20 protein-coding genes are annotated in these 21,711 nt (G+C 32.2%); 19 read left to right on the top strand and 1 reads right to left on the bottom strand.

What is annotated here, in order from left to right; translation table 11 throughout:
* Positions 1–4: 4 nt before the first annotated feature.
* Both feoB and ACLUJM_RS07535 read left to right on the top strand, forming a co-directional pair.
* Entirely contained in the window at positions 5–2,134 is a 2,130-nt protein-coding gene (gene feoB, locus ACLUJM_RS07540) for a ferrous iron transport protein B (RefSeq protein WP_294685330.1), read from the top strand.
* 27 nt (positions 2,135–2,161) lie between these two features.
* A complete protein-coding gene (locus tag ACLUJM_RS07535) occupies positions 2,162–2,302 on the top strand; it encodes a FeoB-associated Cys-rich membrane protein (RefSeq protein WP_002835131.1) in 141 nt (46 codons plus the stop codon).
* A gap of 14 nt (positions 2,303–2,316) precedes the next feature.
* Here ACLUJM_RS07535 and ACLUJM_RS07530 read toward each other — a convergent pair whose 3' ends face one another.
* Entirely contained in the window at positions 2,317–2,979 is a 663-nt protein-coding gene (locus tag ACLUJM_RS07530) for a helix-turn-helix transcriptional regulator (RefSeq protein WP_304110804.1), read from the bottom strand.
* Positions 2,980–3,105: 126 nt separating this feature from the next.
* Here ACLUJM_RS07530 and ACLUJM_RS07525 point away from each other — a divergent pair, with 126 nt between their 5' ends.
* The 17 genes from ACLUJM_RS07525 to alr all read left to right on the top strand — a co-directional run bounded on the left by ACLUJM_RS07525 (position 3,106) and on the right by alr (position 21,605).
* The gene (locus tag ACLUJM_RS07525; protein ID WP_304110806.1) at positions 3,106–4,092 is read left to right on the top strand and encodes a cell wall-binding repeat-containing protein; all 987 of its coding nucleotides are present in this window, start codon (positions 3,106–3,108) and stop codon (positions 4,090–4,092) included.
* A 123-nt stretch (positions 4,093–4,215) separates the two neighbouring features.
* Positions 4,216–5,541 (top strand): trigger factor, encoded by a 1,326-nt coding sequence (tig, locus tag ACLUJM_RS07520; protein ID WP_412412564.1) that lies wholly within the window; start codon positions 4,216–4,218, stop codon positions 5,539–5,541.
* A 40-nt stretch (positions 5,542–5,581) separates the two neighbouring features.
* Positions 5,582–6,169, top strand: coding sequence for an ATP-dependent Clp endopeptidase proteolytic subunit ClpP (clpP, locus tag ACLUJM_RS07515; RefSeq protein WP_002835127.1), 588 nt, complete (start codon positions 5,582–5,584; stop codon positions 6,167–6,169).
* Positions 6,170–6,179: 10 nt separating this feature from the next.
* Complete coding sequence (clpX, locus tag ACLUJM_RS07510; RefSeq protein ID WP_306478856.1) at positions 6,180–7,415, top strand: ATP-dependent Clp protease ATP-binding subunit ClpX; 1,236 nt, start codon at positions 6,180–6,182, stop codon at positions 7,413–7,415.
* 63 nt (positions 7,416–7,478) lie between these two features.
* Positions 7,479–9,809, top strand: coding sequence for an endopeptidase La (gene lon / locus ACLUJM_RS07505; protein ID WP_294685335.1), 2,331 nt, complete (start codon positions 7,479–7,481; stop codon positions 9,807–9,809).
* A complete protein-coding gene (gene yfcE / locus ACLUJM_RS07500) occupies positions 9,809–10,351 on the top strand; it encodes a phosphodiesterase (RefSeq protein ID WP_412412563.1) in 543 nt (180 codons plus the stop codon). The genes lon and yfcE overlap by 1 nt, the downstream gene beginning before the upstream one ends.
* A gap of 53 nt (positions 10,352–10,404) precedes the next feature.
* On the top strand, positions 10,405–12,318 hold the full coding sequence (gene abc-f / locus ACLUJM_RS07495) for a ribosomal protection-like ABC-F family protein (RefSeq protein WP_412412562.1): 1,914 nt from the start codon (positions 10,405–10,407) through the stop codon (positions 12,316–12,318).
* Between the two features lie 11 nt (positions 12,319–12,329).
* Entirely contained in the window at positions 12,330–13,637 is a 1,308-nt protein-coding gene (locus tag ACLUJM_RS07490) for an NCS2 family permease (protein ID WP_294685338.1), read from the top strand.
* 252 nt (positions 13,638–13,889) lie between these two features.
* Positions 13,890–14,534, top strand: coding sequence for a hypothetical protein (locus tag ACLUJM_RS07485; RefSeq protein ID WP_412412561.1), 645 nt, complete (start codon positions 13,890–13,892; stop codon positions 14,532–14,534).
* Positions 14,535–14,683: 149 nt separating this feature from the next.
* Positions 14,684–15,439: an acyl-CoA dehydratase activase gene (locus ACLUJM_RS07480; RefSeq protein ID WP_294684408.1), complete on the top strand. Its 756-nt coding sequence runs from the start codon at positions 14,684–14,686 to the stop codon at positions 15,437–15,439.
* Entirely contained in the window at positions 15,439–16,233 is a 795-nt protein-coding gene (locus ACLUJM_RS07475) for a 2-hydroxyacyl-CoA dehydratase (protein WP_412412560.1), read from the top strand. The genes ACLUJM_RS07480 and ACLUJM_RS07475 overlap by 1 nt, the downstream gene beginning before the upstream one ends.
* A gap of 11 nt (positions 16,234–16,244) precedes the next feature.
* Entirely contained in the window at positions 16,245–17,528 is a 1,284-nt protein-coding gene (locus ACLUJM_RS07470; RefSeq protein ID WP_002837167.1) for a double-cubane-cluster-containing anaerobic reductase, read from the top strand.
* Complete coding sequence (locus ACLUJM_RS07465; RefSeq protein ID WP_002835117.1) at positions 17,518–17,781, top strand: DUF3343 domain-containing protein; 264 nt, start codon at positions 17,518–17,520, stop codon at positions 17,779–17,781. Before ACLUJM_RS07470 ends, ACLUJM_RS07465 begins: the two co-directional genes overlap by 11 nt.
* Before the next feature lie 97 nt (positions 17,782–17,878).
* Complete coding sequence (locus tag ACLUJM_RS07460) at positions 17,879–19,246, top strand: GTP pyrophosphokinase family protein (RefSeq protein ID WP_304066750.1); 1,368 nt, start codon at positions 17,879–17,881, stop codon at positions 19,244–19,246.
* The gene (acpS, locus tag ACLUJM_RS07455; protein WP_154272294.1) at positions 19,236–19,589 is read left to right on the top strand and encodes a holo-ACP synthase; all 354 of its coding nucleotides are present in this window, start codon (positions 19,236–19,238) and stop codon (positions 19,587–19,589) included. Before ACLUJM_RS07460 ends, acpS begins: the two co-directional genes overlap by 11 nt.
* Position 19,590: 1 nt before the next feature.
* Positions 19,591–20,430: an NAD(P)H-hydrate dehydratase gene (locus tag ACLUJM_RS07450; RefSeq protein ID WP_304066755.1), complete on the top strand. Its 840-nt coding sequence runs from the start codon at positions 19,591–19,593 to the stop codon at positions 20,428–20,430.
* On the top strand, positions 20,430–21,605 hold the full coding sequence (gene alr, locus ACLUJM_RS07445; RefSeq protein ID WP_304066758.1) for an alanine racemase: 1,176 nt from the start codon (positions 20,430–20,432) through the stop codon (positions 21,603–21,605). Before ACLUJM_RS07450 ends, alr begins: the two co-directional genes overlap by 1 nt.
* Positions 21,606–21,711 lie beyond the last annotated feature (106 nt).

The raw sequence follows: 21,711 nt of genomic DNA, 5'->3' as shown, positions 1-21,711 counted from the left end.
ACTTATGTCAATAAGAATTGCTTTAGCAGGTAACCCTAATAGTGGTAAGTCCACGATGTTTAACGCGTTGACAGGATCCAATCAATATGTTGGTAACTGGCCAGGCGTTACTGTAGAAAAAAAAGAGGGAACCTTAAAAAATAATAAAGATATTAAAATTACCGACTTACCGGGAATTTATTCTCTTTCTCCATATACTTTGGAAGAAGTTGTTAGTAGAAATTACTTAATAAACGAAAAACCAGATGTAATTATTGATGTTGTGGATGCTTCAAATATTGAAAGAAACTTGTATCTTACAACACAATTATCTGAAATTGGAATTCCAATGGTTTTGGCATTTAATATGATGGATGTCGTTAAGAAAAATAACGATAAATTAAACACAAAACTAATATCTGAAAAATTGGGAATTCCAATAGTTGAAGTATCAGCACTTAAAAAATTAAACTTGGATGAATTAATTGAAGTTGCACAAAAACAAGTAAACACTCATCACAAATCAATTAATTCATTTAGCGATGAGATTGAAAATATACTTGTTGAAATAGAAAATAGTGTTGAATCTATAAAAAATTCTGAATCAAAAAGATGGTTTGCTGTAAAAGCTTTGGAAAGAGATGAAAAAGCATTACAAGCTGTTCATATCACTGATGAAGAAAAAGCAAAAGTTGAAGAAATTGTTTCAAAAATTGAAGAAGAATACGATGATGATGGTGAATCCATAATTACAGATGAAAGATATACATTCATTACTTCAGTAATTTCAGATTCTGTACAAAAAGGAAGATCGGGATTAACAACTAGTGATAAAATTGACAGGGTGGTTACGAATAGATTTTTGGCATTACCAATTTTTGTATTGATAATGATAGCCGTTTACTTTATTGCGGTAAAGGTTGTTGGTGGTCCTCCATTCCACGATTGGTGGGCAGATACTGTGATGGGAACTGCATTAGCTGATTTAGCTACAAAAGGATTAGAAGCAATCGGAACTAGCGAATGGGTAACAAGCCTTGTTGTAGATGGTATTGTTGCCGGCGTTGGTGCAGTATTGGGATTCTTGCCTTTGGTTGCAACGTTGGAATTATTGTTAGCTATTTTAGAAGATATAGGATACATGTCAAGAATTGCATTTATGTTGGATAGAATGTTCAGAAAATTTGGTTTATCTGGTAAATCATTTATTCCAATCTTAATTGGTACTGGTTGTTCAGTTCCAGGAATTATGGCAACAAGAACTATTGAAAATGAAAACGACAGAAAAATGACTATCATCGTTGCATCATTCATGCCTTGCGGTGCAAAAACAGAAATCATAGCATTATTTGCAGCAGCGATTTTCGGTCAATGGTGGTTTGCTCCATTATTGTATTTTACAGGAATTTTGGCAGTAATAATCAGTGGCCTTATTTTGAAAAAGACAAAAGCTTTTTCAGGAGAACCAGCTCCATTCGTAATGGAACTTCCTGAATATCACAAACCAACTGTTTCAAATGTTTTGCGTGTAACTTGGGATAGAACTAAATCATTTATCATAAAAGCAGGTACAATAATCCTAGTTGCATCAATTTGCGTTTGGATTTTACAAAGTATTTCTGTTAAGGGAGAATTTGTTCATTTCGCTGATGATAGTACCGATACTATATTGGCGTTCATCGGAAAAATATTCGCACCATTGTTTGCTCCATTAGGATTCGGAAATTGGACTGCAACTGTAGCTTCATTCTTAGGAACTGTTGCTAAAGAAATGGTAGTCAGTGTTTACGGAATAGTTTCTGGTGTAGGTAATGATACAGGTAAAATAGCTGATTTGGTAAAAAGTAACTTCACTATAGCATCTGCTTTGAGTTTCTTGGTATTCAACCAATTAACAGTTCCTTGTTTTGCGGCAGTTGGTGCTATAAAAGAAGAAATGAATTCTTCAAAATGGACAGCATTTGCGATTATTTATCAAATTGTTTTTGCATATTTAATATCGTTTATGGTATATCAATTCTTAAATGTGTTGGTAGTAAAACAACCATTTACAATTATGACAGCAATAGCGCTTGTAGTGTTGGTTGGAATGTTGTATATGATATTTAGAAAAGATAAATACAAAAACAATCAATCAAAAAGAGCAGTAGAATAGAGATAGAATTTTAAAGAAGGTGATTTTTTGAATATAGCTGATATAGTAGTATTATCAATAATTGTCGTAGCAATTGTGTTTGCAGTACGTCGTATGATTAAAAAAGGTGGTAGCTGCGATTGCGGTTCCACTTCTTGCCCTCATTCTAATAATTACAATAAACAATAAAAAAAGCGTGGCCTTTAGCAGAGGTCACGCTTTGTTATTGTTCTAAACTTTTTAGGTGTAATTTGTTTTATATTTTTGAATTGTTGACAAAAATATGAATCAGATTGAAACCCAACTTCCTTTGAAATCTCGCTAACGGATTTGTCGGTGTAAGTCAAAAGCAGTAGACTTTTTTCTATTCTAAAAGTAGTCAAAATATTTGGAAGATTGCTTCCCGTGTTTTGACAAATCAATGTCGACAAATAGCTTTTGGACACGTGCAAGTGATCAGACAGAATATCCAGAGAAATCTTCTGCTCACTGTTATTGTAAATATAATCCAATGCCCTTCTGATTAATGGGTTTTCACAACCCTTTGTAAATATATTTTGGTTTGTAGTGTAATATTCTACAATTTCATGGAGTATTTGATCAAGATTTTCAGATTCATCATTTTCTATTTTAGACAATAATTTGTTTTTTTCGGTTTCGCAAAATTTTAGACTCTGATTATCGCTTATATTCTTAATTTGGTTCCAGCAAAATATTCCCAACAATTGAATAATTGTGTTCTTTTGGGATCTTATATTAGTTTCTGAATTTTGCCAAATATTCAACAATTTGTCAGCTAATTCATGTGCTTCTTTATTCGATTTTAGCTGAACAGCATTTATTAATTTTGATTCCAATACGAACATACACAAATCCTTTCATTTTATGAGTGTTACGAAGTAATTATATAACTAATTTACTAAAACTTGCAACAATTGATATATTTTTGGATTTTGTTTTGGATTTAATATATAATTAATTAAGAGGTAATTATGAAAAGAATATTAATTTTGTGTATGTGCTTTTTGTTTTTGTCTACAAAATCATTTGCTAATACAGATGTAGTTTTGGATAAAATAATAGAGAAGGATTGTTCAAACTTATCGGAAAAATTGACAGAAGAAGTTTACGACAAAAATGCTAACTTAGTGATTGTTAATGAAAAAAAAGAAAGTGACATAATATCGGCGCTTAGTTTTGCATATAAGAACAAAGCAGCGATTTTGTTTATTCAAAATGATGGAGCATATATAAAGAAAGAAAGTCCAATATTAAAAGAAGTCGATAGGCTTAAAGCTAAGAATGTGTATATAGTTGGTGGACCCAAATCAGTTTCAGAAGAAATCGCAGATAATTTGAAATTAAGTGGGCTGTTAGTTACAAGAATTGATGGAAGAGATCGAATTGAAGTATCTAAGAATGTTATAAAAGAAAACACTAACTTAAATCCAACAGATACTTTAGTAATCAGTGATTTGTCAAATTTCAATTTCATTCAAGCAAAGATGGGATACTATTTGAAAAATGGGTATGCGATTACTTTTGTAGACGGTAAAAAATTTGACGATTCTATTATAAAATTCGCTATTGATAAGGGAATTTCAAATATTTTGATAGATCAGCCTACATCAATAATAAGTAGTGAATATGATGAGAAGTTAAAACAAAACGGGTTTAAAATTACAAGAAATAATTACAAATCTGTTTATGATGCTAATTATACACAAAACACGAATATCAAATATTCAAAGATTATTTTTACAGAATACAAAGATATTAGAACTTCGTTGTTGGCGTCTTTCGTAAGTCTTCAAAAAAATTATGTAAATATTTTGGTAAATGAAGGTAATGTTGACAAGACTACCAATAAACTTCTTACAACTTCTATACAAAATGGTGTGTATATTGGAAATAGGGAAGAAAATTTTAAAAAATTAGCAAAAAAATTAGATTTATACTACAAAGTTGAACAAAAATGACAGTAATTTAATGATTTTAGCTAAAAAACTTTAAAAAAAATGGCATTTAGGGTATAATATTAGCTGGAATTTCTATTTTAAGTGAAATTAATTTAAGTTTTAAATAAAATTTAGGAGGAAAGTATGAGCGCAGTGCTTGTAAGTAAAGAAAAAAATCAAGCGGTATTTACATGTGAAATACCAGCAGAAGATTTCAATAACGCAATTGAGGAAAGTTATAAAAAGAATAGATCTAAATTTAGTTTAAAAGGATTTAGAAAAGGTAAAGTTCCTAGAAAAATGTTGGAAAGAGCTTATGGTGAAGGTTTATTCTACGAAGATGCTGTAAATCTTTTATTACCAGGAATTTACGAAAAAGCTATCGAAGAATTAGAATTAGAACCAGTTTCTCAACCAGACATCGATCTTGACGATATTACTGAAAACAATGATGTTAAAGTAAAATTCACAGTTGACTTGAAACCAGAATTTGAACTAGGTGATTATTCTAACCTTTCAGCTGAAATCGACGAATACAAAGTAACTGATTCTGATGTTGATTTGAAAATTAACCACGAATTAGAATCAAACGCAAGAGTTCAAGAAGTTGAAGGTAGAGAAGCTAAGGAAAATGACACTGTTTCTATCAATTTCAAAGGCTTTGTAGATGATAAAGCATTTGACGGTGGAGAAGCTGAGGATTATGAATTAGTTTTAGGTTCACACACATTTATTCCAGGATTTGAAGAACAAATCGTAGGTCACAATGTTGGAGACGAATTTGATGTTAATGTTAAATTCCCAGAAGACTACCACGAAGATTCTTTAAAAGGACAAGATGCTAAGTTTGAATGCAAAATCAATTCAATCAAAGAAAAAGTATTACCTGAATTAGATGATGAATTCGTAAAAGATGTTTCTGAATTCGATACTCTTGACGAATACAAGAAAGACATCAAAGAACACTTAGAAAAAGACAACGAACAAAGACAATTAGTTGAAAAACAAAACAAATCTGTAGAAGCTTTGATTGATGCTACTGAAATTACAGTTCCAGAATCAATGATTGACAACGAAGTTAATCGTCAATTCCAAGATTTTGCAAGAAGAGTTCAACAAATGGGCTTAAATACAGATCAATACTTCCAAATCACTAACACCTCTGAAGAAGATGTTAAAAACGAATTAAGAGCTAACGCTGAATTAAAAGTTAAAGGTGATTTGGTATTAGAAAAATATATCGAAAAAGAAGCAATCGAATCAACAGATGAAGAATTAGATGGACAATTAAAAGAATTTGCAAAGGTATATGGACAAGATGATGAAGAAAAATTCATCGAAGAATTCAAAAATAGTCCAAACGTAGAATTCTTAAAAGAAGACATCAAGAGAAAGAAAGCTTTAGAAAAATTAGTAGAAATCACTAAATTTGAAACAAAGAAAGCTGAAGAAACAAAAGAAGATAAATAATATTTCAATATATTAGAATTAATAATAGGAGGTTATTATTATGCCATCTTTAGTACCAATGGTTGTAGAACAAAGTAATAGAGGCGAAAGATCTTACGATATTTTCTCTCGACTTTTAAAAGAAAGAATTATTTTCGTCACAGGCGAAGTTAATGATCAGATGGCGGATCTTGTTATAGCTCAATTATTGTTCTTAGAAAGTGAAGATCCAAAAAAGGATATTCAATTATATATCAATTCACCAGGAGGTTCTGTAAGCGCAGGATTAGCAATTTACGATACTATGCAATACGTTAAACCAGATGTTTCCACAATCTGTGTAGGTATGGCTGCTAGTATGGGAGCAATTCTTCTAACAAGTGGTGCAAAAGGAAAAAGATATGCACTTCCAAATGCAGACACTTTAATCCACCAACCGCTTGGAGGAGCACAAGGACAAGCTAGTGATATCGAAATTCACGCTAAGAATATTTTGAAGAAGAGAGAATTATTAAACAAGATATTATCTGAAAGAACTGGACAACCTCTAGAAAAAATTGAAAGAGATACAGACAGAGATTTCATACTAACAGCAGAAGAAGCAAAAGAGTATGGATTGATAGACGAAGTTATATATACTTCTAAATAAGGAAATATTTATGCCAAAGAATGAAAATCAATATAAATGTTCTTTTTGCGGTAAATCACAAGATGAAGTCAGAAAATTAATTGCTGGACCTGGAGTATTTATTTGCGATGAATGTGTTTCATTATGTAACAGCATAATAGAAGAAGAATTCAAAGATGTAGATACTATCCAAGAAAGAATTGATTTGCCTAAGCCAATCGAAATCAAGGATGTGCTTGATGATTATGTAATCAAACAAGAAGAAGGCAAGAAAGCCTTAGCTGTTGCGGTATATAATCATTACAAAAGAATTAATTCTAATCTAATGAATAATGATGTAGAATTACAAAAATCGAATATTTTATTGGTAGGTCCAACAGGAAGTGGTAAAACACTTTTAGCAGAAACATTAGCTAAAATTTTGGACGTTCCTTTTGCGATTGCCGATGCAACTAGTCTTACAGAAGCTGGATATGTTGGTGAAGATGTAGAAAATGTAATTTTGAAACTTATTCAAGCAGCAGATTATGATATCGAAAAAGCTGAACAAGGTATCATTTACATTGACGAAATCGATAAAATCACGAGAAAAAGCGAGAATCCATCCATCACTAGAGATGTTAGCGGTGAAGGGGTTCAACAAGCTTTATTAAAAATAGTTGAAGGTACAATTTGCAATGTACCACCACAAGGTGGAAGAAAGCATCCTAACCAAGAATATATCCAAGTCGATACTAAAAATATTTTATTCATCGTTGGAGGAGCTTTTGACGGCTTAGAAAAAATAATCGAAAGAAGAACAGAAACAAAATCAATAGGTTTTGGTGCAGATTTGGGAGAAAATGAACATAAGAGAATTTCTGAATTGTTCAAAGATATTAGACCAGAAGATTTGATTAAATTTGGTTTGATTCCTGAATTTGTAGGAAGAATTCCTGTATTAGTTACACTTGATGAATTAGATGAACAAGCTTTAATTAAAATACTTTTGGAACCTAAAAATGCGGTCATCAAACAATATCAAGAATTATTCAAAATGGATGATGTTGAGTTAGAATTTGATGAAGATGCACTCAAAGCTATCGCAAAACTAGCTTACGATAGAAAAACGGGTGCCAGAGGTTTGAGAACAATAATAGAAAAATCTTTGATGAATATTATGTTTGAGCTACCATCAAGACAAGACATTTCAAAAGTTATTTTGACAAAAGAAAGTGTACTAGAAGGAAAAGACCCAAAACTTGTTTTTAAAACAAATAATAATTAACCAAAATAGCTCACTTTATGTGAGCTATTTTTATCAATAGATTAAATTTGAAAGAGGAGTTTGATGAAAGAATATTATACTAAATCAGAAAAGAAACTTCCTATAATTGCCTTGCGAGGTTTGTGGTTGTTTCCAAATAATATCCAACATTTTGAAGTTGGAAGAGAAGTTTCATTAAATGCTTTAAACGCTAGTTTGCTCAGAAATTCTGAGATTTTTATTTGTACTCAAAAAGACCCAATGTTAGAAAACATTTCAAAGGATGATTTCTACCATACTGGTGTTCTTGCAAGTATCAAACAAACTATTAAAATGCCAAATGGAAATGTGAGAGTTTTGGTTGAAGCTTACGATAGAGCAAAAATATTGGATTTTGTTGAAAACGACAGTTTCCTAGAAGCAAATGTTGAAGTTTTAGAATACGATAAAACAAAATATCATCCAACTGACAAATCATTGACTATGATAAGAATGATTATTTCTTCATTTGAAAGTTTGGCAGAAATTATCAAAAAACCATTACCACAAGATTTGCTTGGAGGACTTTTAAATGAAGATGATCCAAGTTCATTGATAGACACTATTTCTATGCTTATTTCACTAAATGACAAGGATTCAATTTTATTATTGGAAACTTTGGATATGGATGAAAGAATTGAATTGGTGTACAAATTTGTAATTAAAGAAATAGAGTTTTTGAAGATAAAAGAAGATATCGAAGAGAGAACTAACAAAGAGATTTCTGACACTCAAAAAGAATATTTCCTTCAAGAACAATTACGTCAAATAAAGATGGAGTTGGGTGAAGAATACGATATTGAAGATACTGACGACTATGCCAATAAAGTAAAGAAATTAAAACTTAAAAAAGATTCAGAGGAACACGTTCTTAAAGAAATCAACAGATTATCTTCTATGAATCCAAACAATCCTGAAAGCACAGTTATCAGAAATTATATTGATCAAGTATTGGATATTCCTTGGAACAAAAAATCAAAAAGTTCTATCGATTTAAAAGTTGCTGAAAAAGTTCTAAATGACGGACATTTTGGATTAGAAGATGTTAAGAAAAGAATTTTGGAATATTTAGCAGTTAAAAAAATGACTGGATCATTAAAAGGACCTATTCTTTGTTTGGTTGGACCTCCAGGGGTTGGTAAAACTTCTATTGCAAGGTCAATAGCTGAGGCAACTAACAGAAAATTCGTGTCAATGAGATTGGGTGGTGTTCGCGATGAAGCAGAAATCAGAGGCCACAGAAAAACTTATATTGGAGCAATGCCTGGAAGAATTATTACTCAATTACAAAAAGCCAAAAAGTTAAATCCTGTTTTCTTATTGGATGAAATTGACAAATTAGCATCTGATTTTAGAGGAGATCCTGCAAGTGCTTTACTGGAAGTTTTGGATCCTGAACAAAATAGTGAATTTACAGATAATTACATCGAAATCCCTGTGGATTTGTCAGATGTTTTATTTATCACAACTGCCAACTCACAAGAACAAATCCCAGATGCTTTGTTAGACAGAATGGAAGTTATCAGAGTTACAAGTTACACAGATTCTGAAAAATTTGAAATAGCCAACAGATATTTATTGCCACGCCAATTAAAAGAAAATGGAATGGACAAATCACAATTCCACATTACAAGGGATGCTATTTATACGATTATTAACAATTACACAAGAGAAAGTGGAGTAAGAGAGCTTGAAAGAAATATTGGAAAAGTTGTCAGAAAAGCTGTTGTGAAAATCGTAAGAGACGATGTGAAAAAAGTTGTGGTTAACAATAAAAACTTGGAAAAATTCTTGGGCTCAAAATTAGTTCTTGACGACGAAATTCCAAGAGAAGATACAGTTGGAGTTGTAAATGGATTAGCTTGGACACAAGTAGGTGGAGTAATTCTTACAATTGAAGCTAATGTTATGGATGGTAGCGGCAAAACACAACTTACAGGAAAACTTGGCGATGTAATGAAAGAGTCAGCAATGGCAGCTATTTCATACATTAGAAGCAACCAAGAAGCTTTGGGAATAAAGGGTGAATTTTACAAAGAAAAAGACATTCACATTCACGTTCCAGAAGGTGCTGTTCCAAAAGATGGACCGTCAGCGGGTGTTACAATGGTTACAGCGCTAGTAAGTGCATTGACAGGAAGAAAAGTAAAACACGATTTTGCAATGACTGGAGAAATAACACTTACAGGAAGAGTATTGGCAATTGGTGGAGTTAAGGAAAAAGTATTGGCTGCTCATAGATACGGAATTAATAAAGTTTTCTTGCCAAAAGAAAACAAAAGAGATATCCAAGACATTGATCCTAAAATTAGACAAAAAATCAAATTCTATTTTACAAATAATGTAAAAGAAATATTGGATGAGGTATTAATCTAATGAAAATAGGTGTAATAAGTGATACTCATGGTTCGTTGGAAAACACGAAAAAAGCATTGGATATTTTAAAAGATTGTGATACCATTTTGCACTTGGGAGATGTTTTATATCATGGACCACGCAATGCCCTTCCTGAAGATTATAATCCAAAAGATTTGGCAGTTATATTGAAATCAATGGATAACGTAGTCTATACGAGAGGAAATTGCGATAGCGATGTGGATCAAATGGTTATTGAGCATGATTTAACTCAAAAACATAGAATAATGAATCTTGGAAGTCATAGAATATTGACAATTCATGGCTACGAGGAAGATGAAGATAAAAGAATTCGCATTGCAAATGCAAACAAATGCGATATTGTAATTACTGGACACACTCATGTAAAAGTTTTGGATCAAAAAGACGGCGTTATTTTATTAAATCCTGGTAGCCCTTCTATTCCAAAAGACGGTGTAAAATCAGTTGCAATAATAGATGATGATGAAATCAAACTTATAGATATAGACTCAAACAAAGTTTTGTCATCTTTGAAAATATGAAGTCAATTAACTCAGAATTGAGTTGATTGACTGTTTAGTTAGGAAGTGAAAAAATGATTCTAATAGGTGCAAAAGACATAGAAAAATCTTTCTTAGACAAAAGCATTTTAGAAAATGTGACTTTTAATATTAACGACAATGATAAAATTGGAATCATAGGAATAAATGGTGCAGGTAAGTCAACTTTGTTCAATATTCTCACAGGAGAATTGTCCAAAGATGGTGGGGATTTGTTCATCAAAAATGATCTAAAAATCGGATACTTAAAACAGCACAACTCATTTGACTCAACTAATACTTTGTACGAAGAATGTTTGAGTGTGTTTTCAGAAGTTTTAAGATTAGAAGGAAAACTTCGCGAATACGAAAATCAAATGAAAGATGCTGAAGATTTGGAAGATTTGATGAACAAATACCACAGAGATTTGGAAAGATTTGAATCAATGGGAGGATATCTCTACGATTCTGAAATCAAAGGCACACTAAAAGGTTTGGGATTTTCGGATGATGATTTGGATAAAAATGTCACTAATTTCAGTGGTGGTCAAAAATCTCGAATAATGCTCGCAAAACTTCTTCTACAAAAATGTGATGTTTTGTTACTTGACGAGCCTACCAACCATTTGGATATCAAAGCTATCGAGTTTTTGGAAACTTTTCTGAAAAATTACAAGGGCGCTTGTGTTATTATATCCCACGACAGATATTTTTTAGATGGTATCGTAAATAGGATTTTTCATATGGAAAATAGGAGTATTAAAACCTATGAAACAGACTACACTGGCTTTATGAAACAAAGAAAAATCTATATGGATATCCAACGAAAGACTTACGAAAATCAACAACGTGAGTATAAGAGACAACTTGAAATCGTTGAAAAATACACTAGCACTGATAATGCTAAGAAGAATAAACAAGGACAATCCAGAAAAAAACTCTTAGACAAAATGAAGTTGATGGATAAGCCGACATACGACGATGGAACATTTGGAATCAAATTCAAAATTTCTTCACCAAGTGGCAAGGACGTTTTAATGGTTGACGATTTATCCAAAGAAATCGACGGAAGACTTATATTTAACAACTGCAATTTAGATATATATAAGGAAGAAAGAGTTGGGTTAATCGGGGCAAATGGAGTTGGAAAGACGACTTTATTTAATATTATTACTAAAAAATTAAAACCAACTTCTGGTAAATTCAGACTTGGCTCCAATGTTAATATCGGATATTTTGACCAAGAGCAGATGTATTTGAACGACAAAAATACAATTATCGATGAAATTTGGGATGAATATCCTAAAATGACTCACTACGAAATCAGAAGTGCTCTTGCTATTATGAATTTTGTTGGAGATGATATCTTCAAACTGATTGAAGATTTAAGTGGTGGAGAAAAGGCTCGTGTATCGTTATTGAAGTTGATGCTTTCAAAATCAAATTTTTTATTACTGGATGAACCTACTAACCACTTGGACATTGACTCAAAGGAAAGTTTGGAAGATTCTTTAATAAATTATGAGGGTACGGTTTTTGTAATTAGCCACGATAGATATTTTTTAAATAGAGTTTGTGATAAAATTATTGTATTAGAAAAAGACAAAGCGACGACTTATCTTGGAAATTACGATTATTATCAAGAAAAAATAAATGATTCTAAAACAGATGAAACAGAAGAAAGTTTGAACAAAACTGCCGCTGTTAAGGAAAAGAAAAAACAACGAGCTATTACTAATAATCTTAAAAAATTAAGGAAACAAATCGAGACTATCGAATCAAATATTGATAAAATTGATGAGAGAATCAAAGAAATTGAAGATATTTTTTGTCAAAATGACATTTACGATGATCCTCAAAAAATTCTTCAATTAAATGAAGAATTGGAAAATCTTAATGCTGAGAAAAATTCTTTGTATTCAGATTGGGAAGATAAACAATTGGAATACGAAGATTTTGATAAAAATTAAGGAGGGAAAACTTGGATTTTTTAGAAAAAAGATTTCGTCTAACTGAGAAAAAAACAGATGTTAAGACGGAATTAATGGCAGGATTTACCACATTTATGACTATGAGTTATATCTTAGCAGTAAATCCACAAATGTTGAGCCAAACTGGAATGGACAAGGGCGGAGTTTTCACGGCTAGTGTCGTTTCCAGTATTATCGCTATGGTTTGTATGGCTTTTTTGGCTAACTTACCATTCGGATTGGCACCAGGTATGGGACTTAATGCATTTTTTACATTTACAGTTGTTAAAACACTAGGCTATACTTGGCAATTTGCTTTGACTGCAGTATTTTTGGAAGGTATTGTATTTTTAATTCTTTCATTATTTAAAGTAAGAGAAATGATTTTTGATGCGATTCCAATTAACTTAAAAAAAGCAGTTAGCTGTGGAATTGGACTTTTCATAGCGCTAGTTGGTTTGGTAAATTCAGGAATTATTTTGCAAGGTGAAGGTACTGTTTTACAATTGGGAAATCTCTTGAACAGAGAAAGCGTAGTATTTATTGTAGGATTATTCATTATCGCTTTACTTTTGGCTAGAGAAATCAAAGGTGCGTTGATGTATGGGATTTTGGCTTCTACGATTTTAGCTTTAATTTTGGGAGTGTCAAAATACCAAGGCGGATCTCCAATTACATTGCCACCTTCACTTGCACCTGTTGCATTTAAAATTCAATTCGACAAAATATTTACTTTTGATATGTTCACAGTAGTATTCACATTCTTATTTGTAGATATTTTTGATACGGTTGGAACTTTGGTTGGAGTTAGTGCAAAAGCTGGTATGTTAGATGAACAAGGAAAATTAAAAGAAGCATCTCCTGCATTATTAGCAGACGCGATTGGAACAACAGCTGGAGCTTTGCTTGGTACAAGTACAGTAACTACATTTGTTGAATCGGCATCAGGAGTTGCAGAAGGTGGAAGAACTGGTCTAACAGCTTTGTCAACAGCATTCTTTTTCTTCCTAAGCTTATTCTTGTTCCCGATTTTTGGAATGATTCCTGCACAAGCAACAGGACCTGCATTGGTAATCGTAGGATTATTCATGTTAAGTTCTATAAAAGAAATCGACTTTTACGATTATTCTGAAGCAATTCCTGCATTCATAACAATAATTGCAATGCCATTTTGTTATTCAATAGCAGAAGGAATTTCTTTCGGAATGATTAGCTATGTTTTGATAAAATTATTAGCTGGAAAGAGAAAGGACGTTTCGATTTTGATGTATATCTTGGCAATTGTATTTGTTTTGAGAATTATATGGCCATTATTTTAGAAAACAAAAGAAGTAGTGCATTTTAAAAAAATGTGCTACTTTTTTTATGCAAAAGTATTTCAAATTTTAAATTTACGTGTTATAATTTTATTGTAAACGATAACATAATTACAGAGAATTCATTTTATTTACATAATTAATCGTTAAAAAGTCAAATAACTTAGCTATTAAAAAGAAGAAAAATAAAATAAGGAGGTTATAAAAATTAGTAAAACGTCTTCTTTTTATAAAATAAAATTAAAGGAGTAAATTATGAAGAAAATTAGCAAAAAAATATTATTGCTTTTAATGGCAATTGTAGTATTAGTAACACCGACTTTTACAGGCGCAGTAAGACAAGAAGTACACAACAACAGAAACTATAATTGGTACATAGATCAAGGAAACACTGGCTGGGCTAGCAACTCAAATTGTGGTCCATCTTCAAGTGTAATGGTCGAGAAATGGTTCAATAGAAATACAATCGCGACAGCAGCAGGAGCAAGAGATCGTTATCCTATGCAAGGTGGATGGTGGTCAACAAACACTGTATCACAATATTTGAATGATCAAAGAATTCCAAATCGTACAATTGTATACAATGGAGAAGATACTTTGACAGATATATTGGATAATGGAAATATTGCAATTGTTTGTGTGAATACTGGATTTATTTCATTTAATAATAACAACAATTCAAATATCGGTAGATTTTACAACTACCAAGGAGGACATTTCTTAGTTGTAAAAGGATACACTCATATCAATAATAGATTGTATTTTGAAGTTTACGATCCGAACAATTGGGGAGAAATGTACTTTAATGGACAACCAAAAGGAAAAGACAGATTATACGCTGCAAATGAATTATCACAATCAATTTTTAGATGGTGGGGAAATATTATAGTAATAGGATAGCAAGTCAAGCCTTGAAATTAATTTTTCAAGGCTTTTTTAATTCACATTTTACTTATAGATTTTTCCTATAAGTAATGCGTGATTTATTGAATAATCCTATAAATCAGAAAAAGATTTTGTTTGATGTTATAATGAAGATGGTGATAAATATGTATTATGTAGGAATTGATATAGGTTCAACTGCTTCAAAGGTAGTTGTTTTAGATGATTCAAAAAAAGAAATTCTTTTCAAAAAAGTTATGCCAACGGGCTGGAGTTCTGTTGAAACAAGTAAAACTATAAAAGAATGGCTAGAATCAAATGGAGTAAACGAAGATAATAGCAAAGTTGTTGCTACAGGATACGGGAGAGTTTCTGTTCCATTTGCGGACAAAGTCGTTACAGAAATAACATGCCACGCAAAAGGCGCAAGTTTTTTCAACGATACTGATATGACTATTATCGACATTGGAGGACAAGATACAAAAGCCATAAGTTACAAAAATGGTATGGTAGAAGATTTCATAATGAATGATAAGTGTTCTGCTGGTACTGGAAAATTTTTGGAAGTAATGGCAAACCGTCTTGGAGTTGGGCTTGACGAGATGTTTGATTTGGCGAGAACTGGAAAAGATGTCAAGATTTCTTCCATGTGTACGGTATTTGCTGAAACAGAAATCATTTCACTTATTGGTAAAGGAACACCAAAAGAAGATATTGCCTGTGGTGTAATTAATTCTATAATCAACAAAGTGAAAACTTTGGTTCACAGACTTCCAGCAACTGATTATTATTTCTTGACTGGTGGTTTTTCGGGAAATGATTATATGACAGAACACTTGTCAGAACTTTTGTCTGCAACTGTAGAAACAAATGAAAACGCGAGATTTGCAGGAGCGTTGGGAGCAGCTGTTCTAGCAAGATAATGGATTATTTGGATATTAGAAAAAACGCATACATTGATGCACTCACATTGAGTAAAACAACAACTATTGTTTCACTATGGGGAAGAATTCCATGGGAAATCGTTGAGAGTTTTGGAGTGAAATCAGTGTATTCTTACGGAATAGACAAGGAAGTCACAGAAGATTATTCGGATAATAACTACTGTGATATGTTGAATTCTTCTTTTGCATATTTGGAACTTGGCAGATGTCCATTTATGTTCAGTTCATCATTTTTCATTGTAGATGATAGTTGTAAAATTCGCTACGAAACGTTGAAGAAGAAAACTGACAAGGATGTTTTCGTATACAAATACAAGGATTATACGTCTTTAATCGGATATCTTGAAGAAAAATTAGACAAAAAATTTGACGAAGAAATATTTGACGAATTAATTGAAAAATCAAGAGAAATTTCTTCTCTTATATACAAACTCAGACAGTGTGATGTCGATGAGAAAAGAATATACGAAGTGGAATACTTCTCCAAATTTATCTTCGACATCGACAAAAGAGTTGAGTTTATTAAACGACATATAGATGATTCTTTTAGGGACAAATCATCTGTAAAACTTCAAGCGGCAGCTGGAGTGTACAAACAATTTAATCAATTAATCAAAGAAGGTTATTTTTGTGAAGGGGAATATCACGAAATTTTTACAAAAAAAGGATTTGAATACATAGATGAAAAGTACAAGCAATTCGATTTCAAACCTGATTATGTGATTAATAACTGTAGCCAATTTGATTATGATGATAATGTAATTACTTACTAGGGGGTATAAAAATGGCAGATTACAGAAAAATGTGGGAAGATTTAGGAATGGATGTCGATCAACACGACGTTTTGTGTGAAGTTTTACCACAAGCATTTGGTGATGTATATTTATCACAAGAAAACAGACCAGAAAAAATGGATTATTTCAACATGGTTGTTGCAGAAATCCACGGGATTAGACCAGCTGAATTAATAGAATTCCAAAAAAACGGCGGAAAAGTTGTAGGAACATTCTGTATTCACGTTCCTGATGAAGTAGTATTTGGTTGTGGAGCTATCAATACTGGATTGTGTTCGGGATCACAATTCTGGGTACCAGGTGGAGAAAAATATCTTCCAACTGCAACATGTCCACTAATCAAAGCATCTCTAGGTGCTAGATTTGAAAAAACTTGTCCATTCTTCAGACTTGCAGATTTATTCGTCGGAGAAACGACTTGCGACGGCAAGAAAAAAGCTTGGGAAATCATGTCAAAAGATGCTCCAATGTACATCTTTGATTTGCCACAAATGAAAAGAGACAAAGACGTTGAATTCTTTAAAGATGAAGTTTATAGATACATCGACAGAATTGAAGAATTAACTGGCAACAAATTAACTCCAGAATCTCTTCACGATGCAATTGTTTTAATCAACAACAAAAGACGTGCAATGCAAAGATTATGGGAATTCCGTAAATTAGACAATGTTCCAATCAGTGGTAAGGACTGCTTATTAATTTCACAAATCGCATTCTACGATGATCCAACAAGATTTGCGCAAAAAGTAAATGAACTATGCGACGAATTGGACAAGAGAAAAGAACAAAACGTTAGCGTATACAAAAAAGGCGCTACAAGATTGATGTTAACAGGAACTCCATTGTCTATTCCAAACTGGAAACTACACCACATCATTGAATCAAGTGGAGCAGCTGTTGTATGTGAAGAAATGTGTACAGGTTCAAGATATTTTGAATTAACTGTAGATGAATCTGGAAAAACTATGGATGAAATGGTTGATCACCTAACAGATAGATACATGAAAGGTATCAACTGCGCATGTTACACTCCAAACACTGAAAGAGTTGACGACATCATCAGACTTGCAAAAGAATACAACGTTGATGGTGTAATCGATGTTAACTTAAAATTCTGTAACATTTACGATACAGAAGGTCACATTGTAGAAAAAGAACTTAAAGATCACAACATTCCAGTATTGGGAATTGAAACTGACTATACAGACGAAGACAGCGAACAATTGAAGACAAGAATTGAAGCCTTCGTTGAAATGATTGAAAATGGCAGATAAAATGAACTACATCTTGTTCAAAGATGTGGCAAACGGACAAAAACTTTACGATTTAATCAAAGAAAATTCTATCAAAGCTACGATTGCACCAACACCAAGAGTATTGGATGTGTGTTGTGGGATTTCTATATTGTACGATAACTTGGAAGACAAACCGAAAATCGAAAAAATCATAGAAGAAAACAACATCGAAATCAAGGGCTTTCACGAAATAGAACGAGACATTAATCCTAACAGGATGAAGTTTCTATAAATTGTAAAATCAAAAGAGCACACGCAGTGCTCTTTTTTGATGCTTGTGAAATGCTTAAATATGGTAAAATAGTAGTAGCAATAAAAAGGAGAATAAAATGAGAGCTGGAATTTTTCAATTTATGAATGATGCTGTTAAATTAATTAATAGTCGTTACAAATTCATAAACTTTGTTGCAGAAGAAACAAAAGAGTTTTTCAGTAAAGTTTTTGAAACGAACGAAGATGTTATTAATATTAACGCACGTGTAAAAAAAGAAGACAGCATCAAAGAAAAAATACTAAAACAAAATTATTATATAAAATGTAAAGATGTAGAGGATGTGTTCAATCTATTTCCAGATTTGATTGGAGTTAGAATAGAATGTCGTTTCAATGAAAATGAAAAAGATTTGTACGAATATTTAAAAAGACTTTTTTATTACAAAGATGAAGACGGCTATTATTATTCTAAGTATGATATGAGAATCAGACTTAACCTGGATCAACCACAACCACAAAAACAAAAAAACGGGTTCGAAATTTATAAAATCGACGCTATTTTCGTGGAAAATGACGACATGAAAATTAATTTCGAAGTGCAAATCAAATCCATGGTCAATGTGTTCTGGGGAGAGGTAGATCATTCGATTTTGTACAAAAATTCAAACTACGTTATGACTGAAGATTTGATACGTGATGTGATGTACTCAATCAATAATAACCTTACAATTATAGACAAACAATTAAACAGCGTTTACAAAAAAATGATGACAGTGGAATCCAACGAAGATGACGCTACAAGACAACAATTTAAAAGCATCATAACAAAAATGATTCACGATGGTTACATGCTCAAACTGAAATACAACTTAGGTTTTGTAATAGATATGAGAAATATCGCAAATGTAGTGAGCGATTATTTGTTTTCTGTAATGGATGTTTTGGAGAAAAAACAATACGAAGAAAGATTGATCGACATATTAAACAAGGTCAATGCCATAAGTAACAAACCGATTAGTTTTGGTGAATTGTATGATTTTTCAGATATGGAATTTGGGGATTACATTCACACTTCATTTGCACAAGGACTTAACAGCAGACTGGACAAGGACTTCAACTGGAATTTCTGCTTGTCAATATTATTTGCGCTTGATGACAGAGAAAACAACGAAATTTTTATGGATTTTGTGTATTATGTGATATATTCCATAAAAAAAGTCATCGAAAAAGAAATCAGTAACTGCAATATCAACCAAACTTACCAAGATATTTTGACGGATAAATTAATGAAAGAAAGCATGAAATACTTGTCAGAATCGTATAATATTAATAATTTTTCACAAAATTCATTCGAAATAATAGGAGAAATAGTAGAAGATTTCGTAAAAGATGTGGAAAGCGTGGAAGATATCGAAAAATTAGATTTTTTAGCATTGAGAAACAAATTCTTGGAAAAATTTGAAGGAATCAAAAATGAAGATTAGATGTGGAACTGATATTCTGAGAGTTTCACGAATAGAAAACATCAAAAATCTGGATAAATTTATGAAAAAAGTCTTCACTGAACGTGAAATTTCATACATTGAATCCAAAAACAGAAGTTTTGAGACGATTGCGGGGATGTTTTGCATGAAAGAAGCAGTGTCAAAAGCTTTGAAGACTGGAATTGGTAAAATGAGTTTTATGGATGTAGAGTCTATACATGACGAGGGATTAGTTGTAAAATTAAATACAGATAAATTTCCAAAAGTTTTAGATATTGATGCATCCATTTCTCACGATGAAGAATACGCAATAGCAATGTGCGTGTTGATGTTGGAGGATTAAAATGGATTTTACAATAAAAAAACGCGATCCTTTTTCCAATAAAGGAAACTACGGAAGAGTCTGCATAGTCGGTGGATCTAACGGAATGTGTGGCAGTGTGTACTTGGCAAGCATGGCAGCACTTCGTTGTGGTAGTGGATTGGTGTACACGATTGTCCCTGAAGTTATCTCAGAAATTATGCAAATAAAATCCGTTGAGAATATAATACTTCCACTTGAGTGTGTCGACAAAAAATTGGGTGCCAATTCTATTGCTCAGATTTTAGAATATATTTCCAATAAAAACTGTGTCGCAATAGGTTGTGGCATGGGAAAAGACAAATTAAATTACGAATTGATAAAAGCCGTACTCAAAAATTTTCATAAACCAGTGTTGATAGATGCTGATGGATTGAATTCAATAAAAGACTTCAGTGAACTAGAATTTGATGATTATTCTGTTGCGATAACTCCACATCCGCTTGAATTTAGTAGACTTTCTGGATTGGATGTAGAATATATCAATCAAAATCGCGAAAAGGTCGCCACAGAATTTTCGAAAAAACACAAATGCATCGTAGTTCTCAAAGGTCATCACACAATCGTTGCAAAAAATGATGAAATATATGTAAATAATACTGGAAATGCGGGAATGGCGACTGCTGGAAGTGGCGATTGTTTGTCTGGTATCATTGCAAGTTTCATGCACAACAGAGATGTGTTCGAAGCTTGTAAATTGGGAGTGTATATTCACGGAATGGCTGGAGATTTTGCAAAACAAAAAATAGGAGAAGATAGCATTATTGCATCGGATATTATTAGAAATTTACCGGAAGCAATCAATGCCTGTAAGGAGAAATAATGTTTAAGTATCAAAGTTATTTGAAGGTTGATTTGGACAAATTAAAACACAATTACAAAGAAATAAAAAACATCAGCAATTTAGTCAAAATGTGTGCCGTTGTAAAGGCTAATGCTTATGGACAAGGCGCAGCATTTATCACAAAAGAATTGGAATATTTAGGAATAGATTACTTTGCAGTGTCCAATATAAATGAAGCCTTGGAACTTCGCAAAAATGGAATATTCAAACCAATTATGATTTTAGGCTACATTTCCAATGAAAACATTGAAGTAGCAATAAAAAACAACATCGAATTAACGGTTTACGATTACGAAACTGCAGTTGAAATCAATAACGTTGCAAAAAGTTTGAATAAAATATGCAAAGTTCACATCAAAATCGATACAGGAATGACAAGATTAGGATTTCAAGTTAGACTTGACAAAGATAAATGCTTGGAAGACATCTTCAAAATCTATAAAATGGATAATGTAGTGTTGCAAGGAATTTACAGCCATTTTTCAGATGCTGATAGCGAAGATTATTCCTATACAAAAGAACAATACAATACATACATTGGTTTTATGATTGATGTGGAAAACAGAGGAATAACTGTTCCAATAAAACACATAGCAAATGATGCAGGAGCGATAATTCACGGATATTTCTTGGATATGATAAGATGCGGAATCGGACTTTACGGCTATCACGCATCAGATTATGTAAGGGAAAATTCAAGATTAAACCTAGAAGAAATATCATCACTTTACACAACAGTGTCCATGATTAAAACAGTTCCAAAAGGAACAGACATTGGATACGGTAGAACATTCACGACAAACTCTGAAACAGTAGTTGCAACAGCGACAATCGGATATGCTGACGGCTATCCATTGGAATTATCCAACAAAGCTTATGTAATTATCAACGGCAAAAAAGCAAAAATTTTGGGAAAAGTCTGCATGGATCAAATCATGATAGATGTAACATACATTAGAGATGTAAAAGTCGGCGACAAAATTTTGTTGTTCGGAAAAGATGACATGGGAGAAATCTCGTTGTATGATTTGGCAGAAATGGCAAACACAAATGTTTATGAGCTTTTGTGCAGAGTTACAATGAGAATTCCTAGAATTTATACTAGAAATGGAAAAGTCGTAGAAGTGTGTGACTATTTACAAAAAATCAACTAATCTTAGCCCAGCTTTTAAGTTGGGCAAGTTTTTTATATTGATTTCTTGAAGTGTTTTGGATATAATAAAAATAGTTCTTAAAATAGCGAAGAGTTTATAGGGTGAG

Origin of the sequence: Finegoldia sp. (genome assembly GCF_046991905.1) — a bacterium.
Taxonomy (GTDB): domain Bacteria; phylum Bacillota; class Clostridia; order Tissierellales; family Peptoniphilaceae; genus Finegoldia.
Note: the sequence above shows the minus strand (reverse complement) of the source record. Positions and strands in the feature narration are given on the sequence as shown.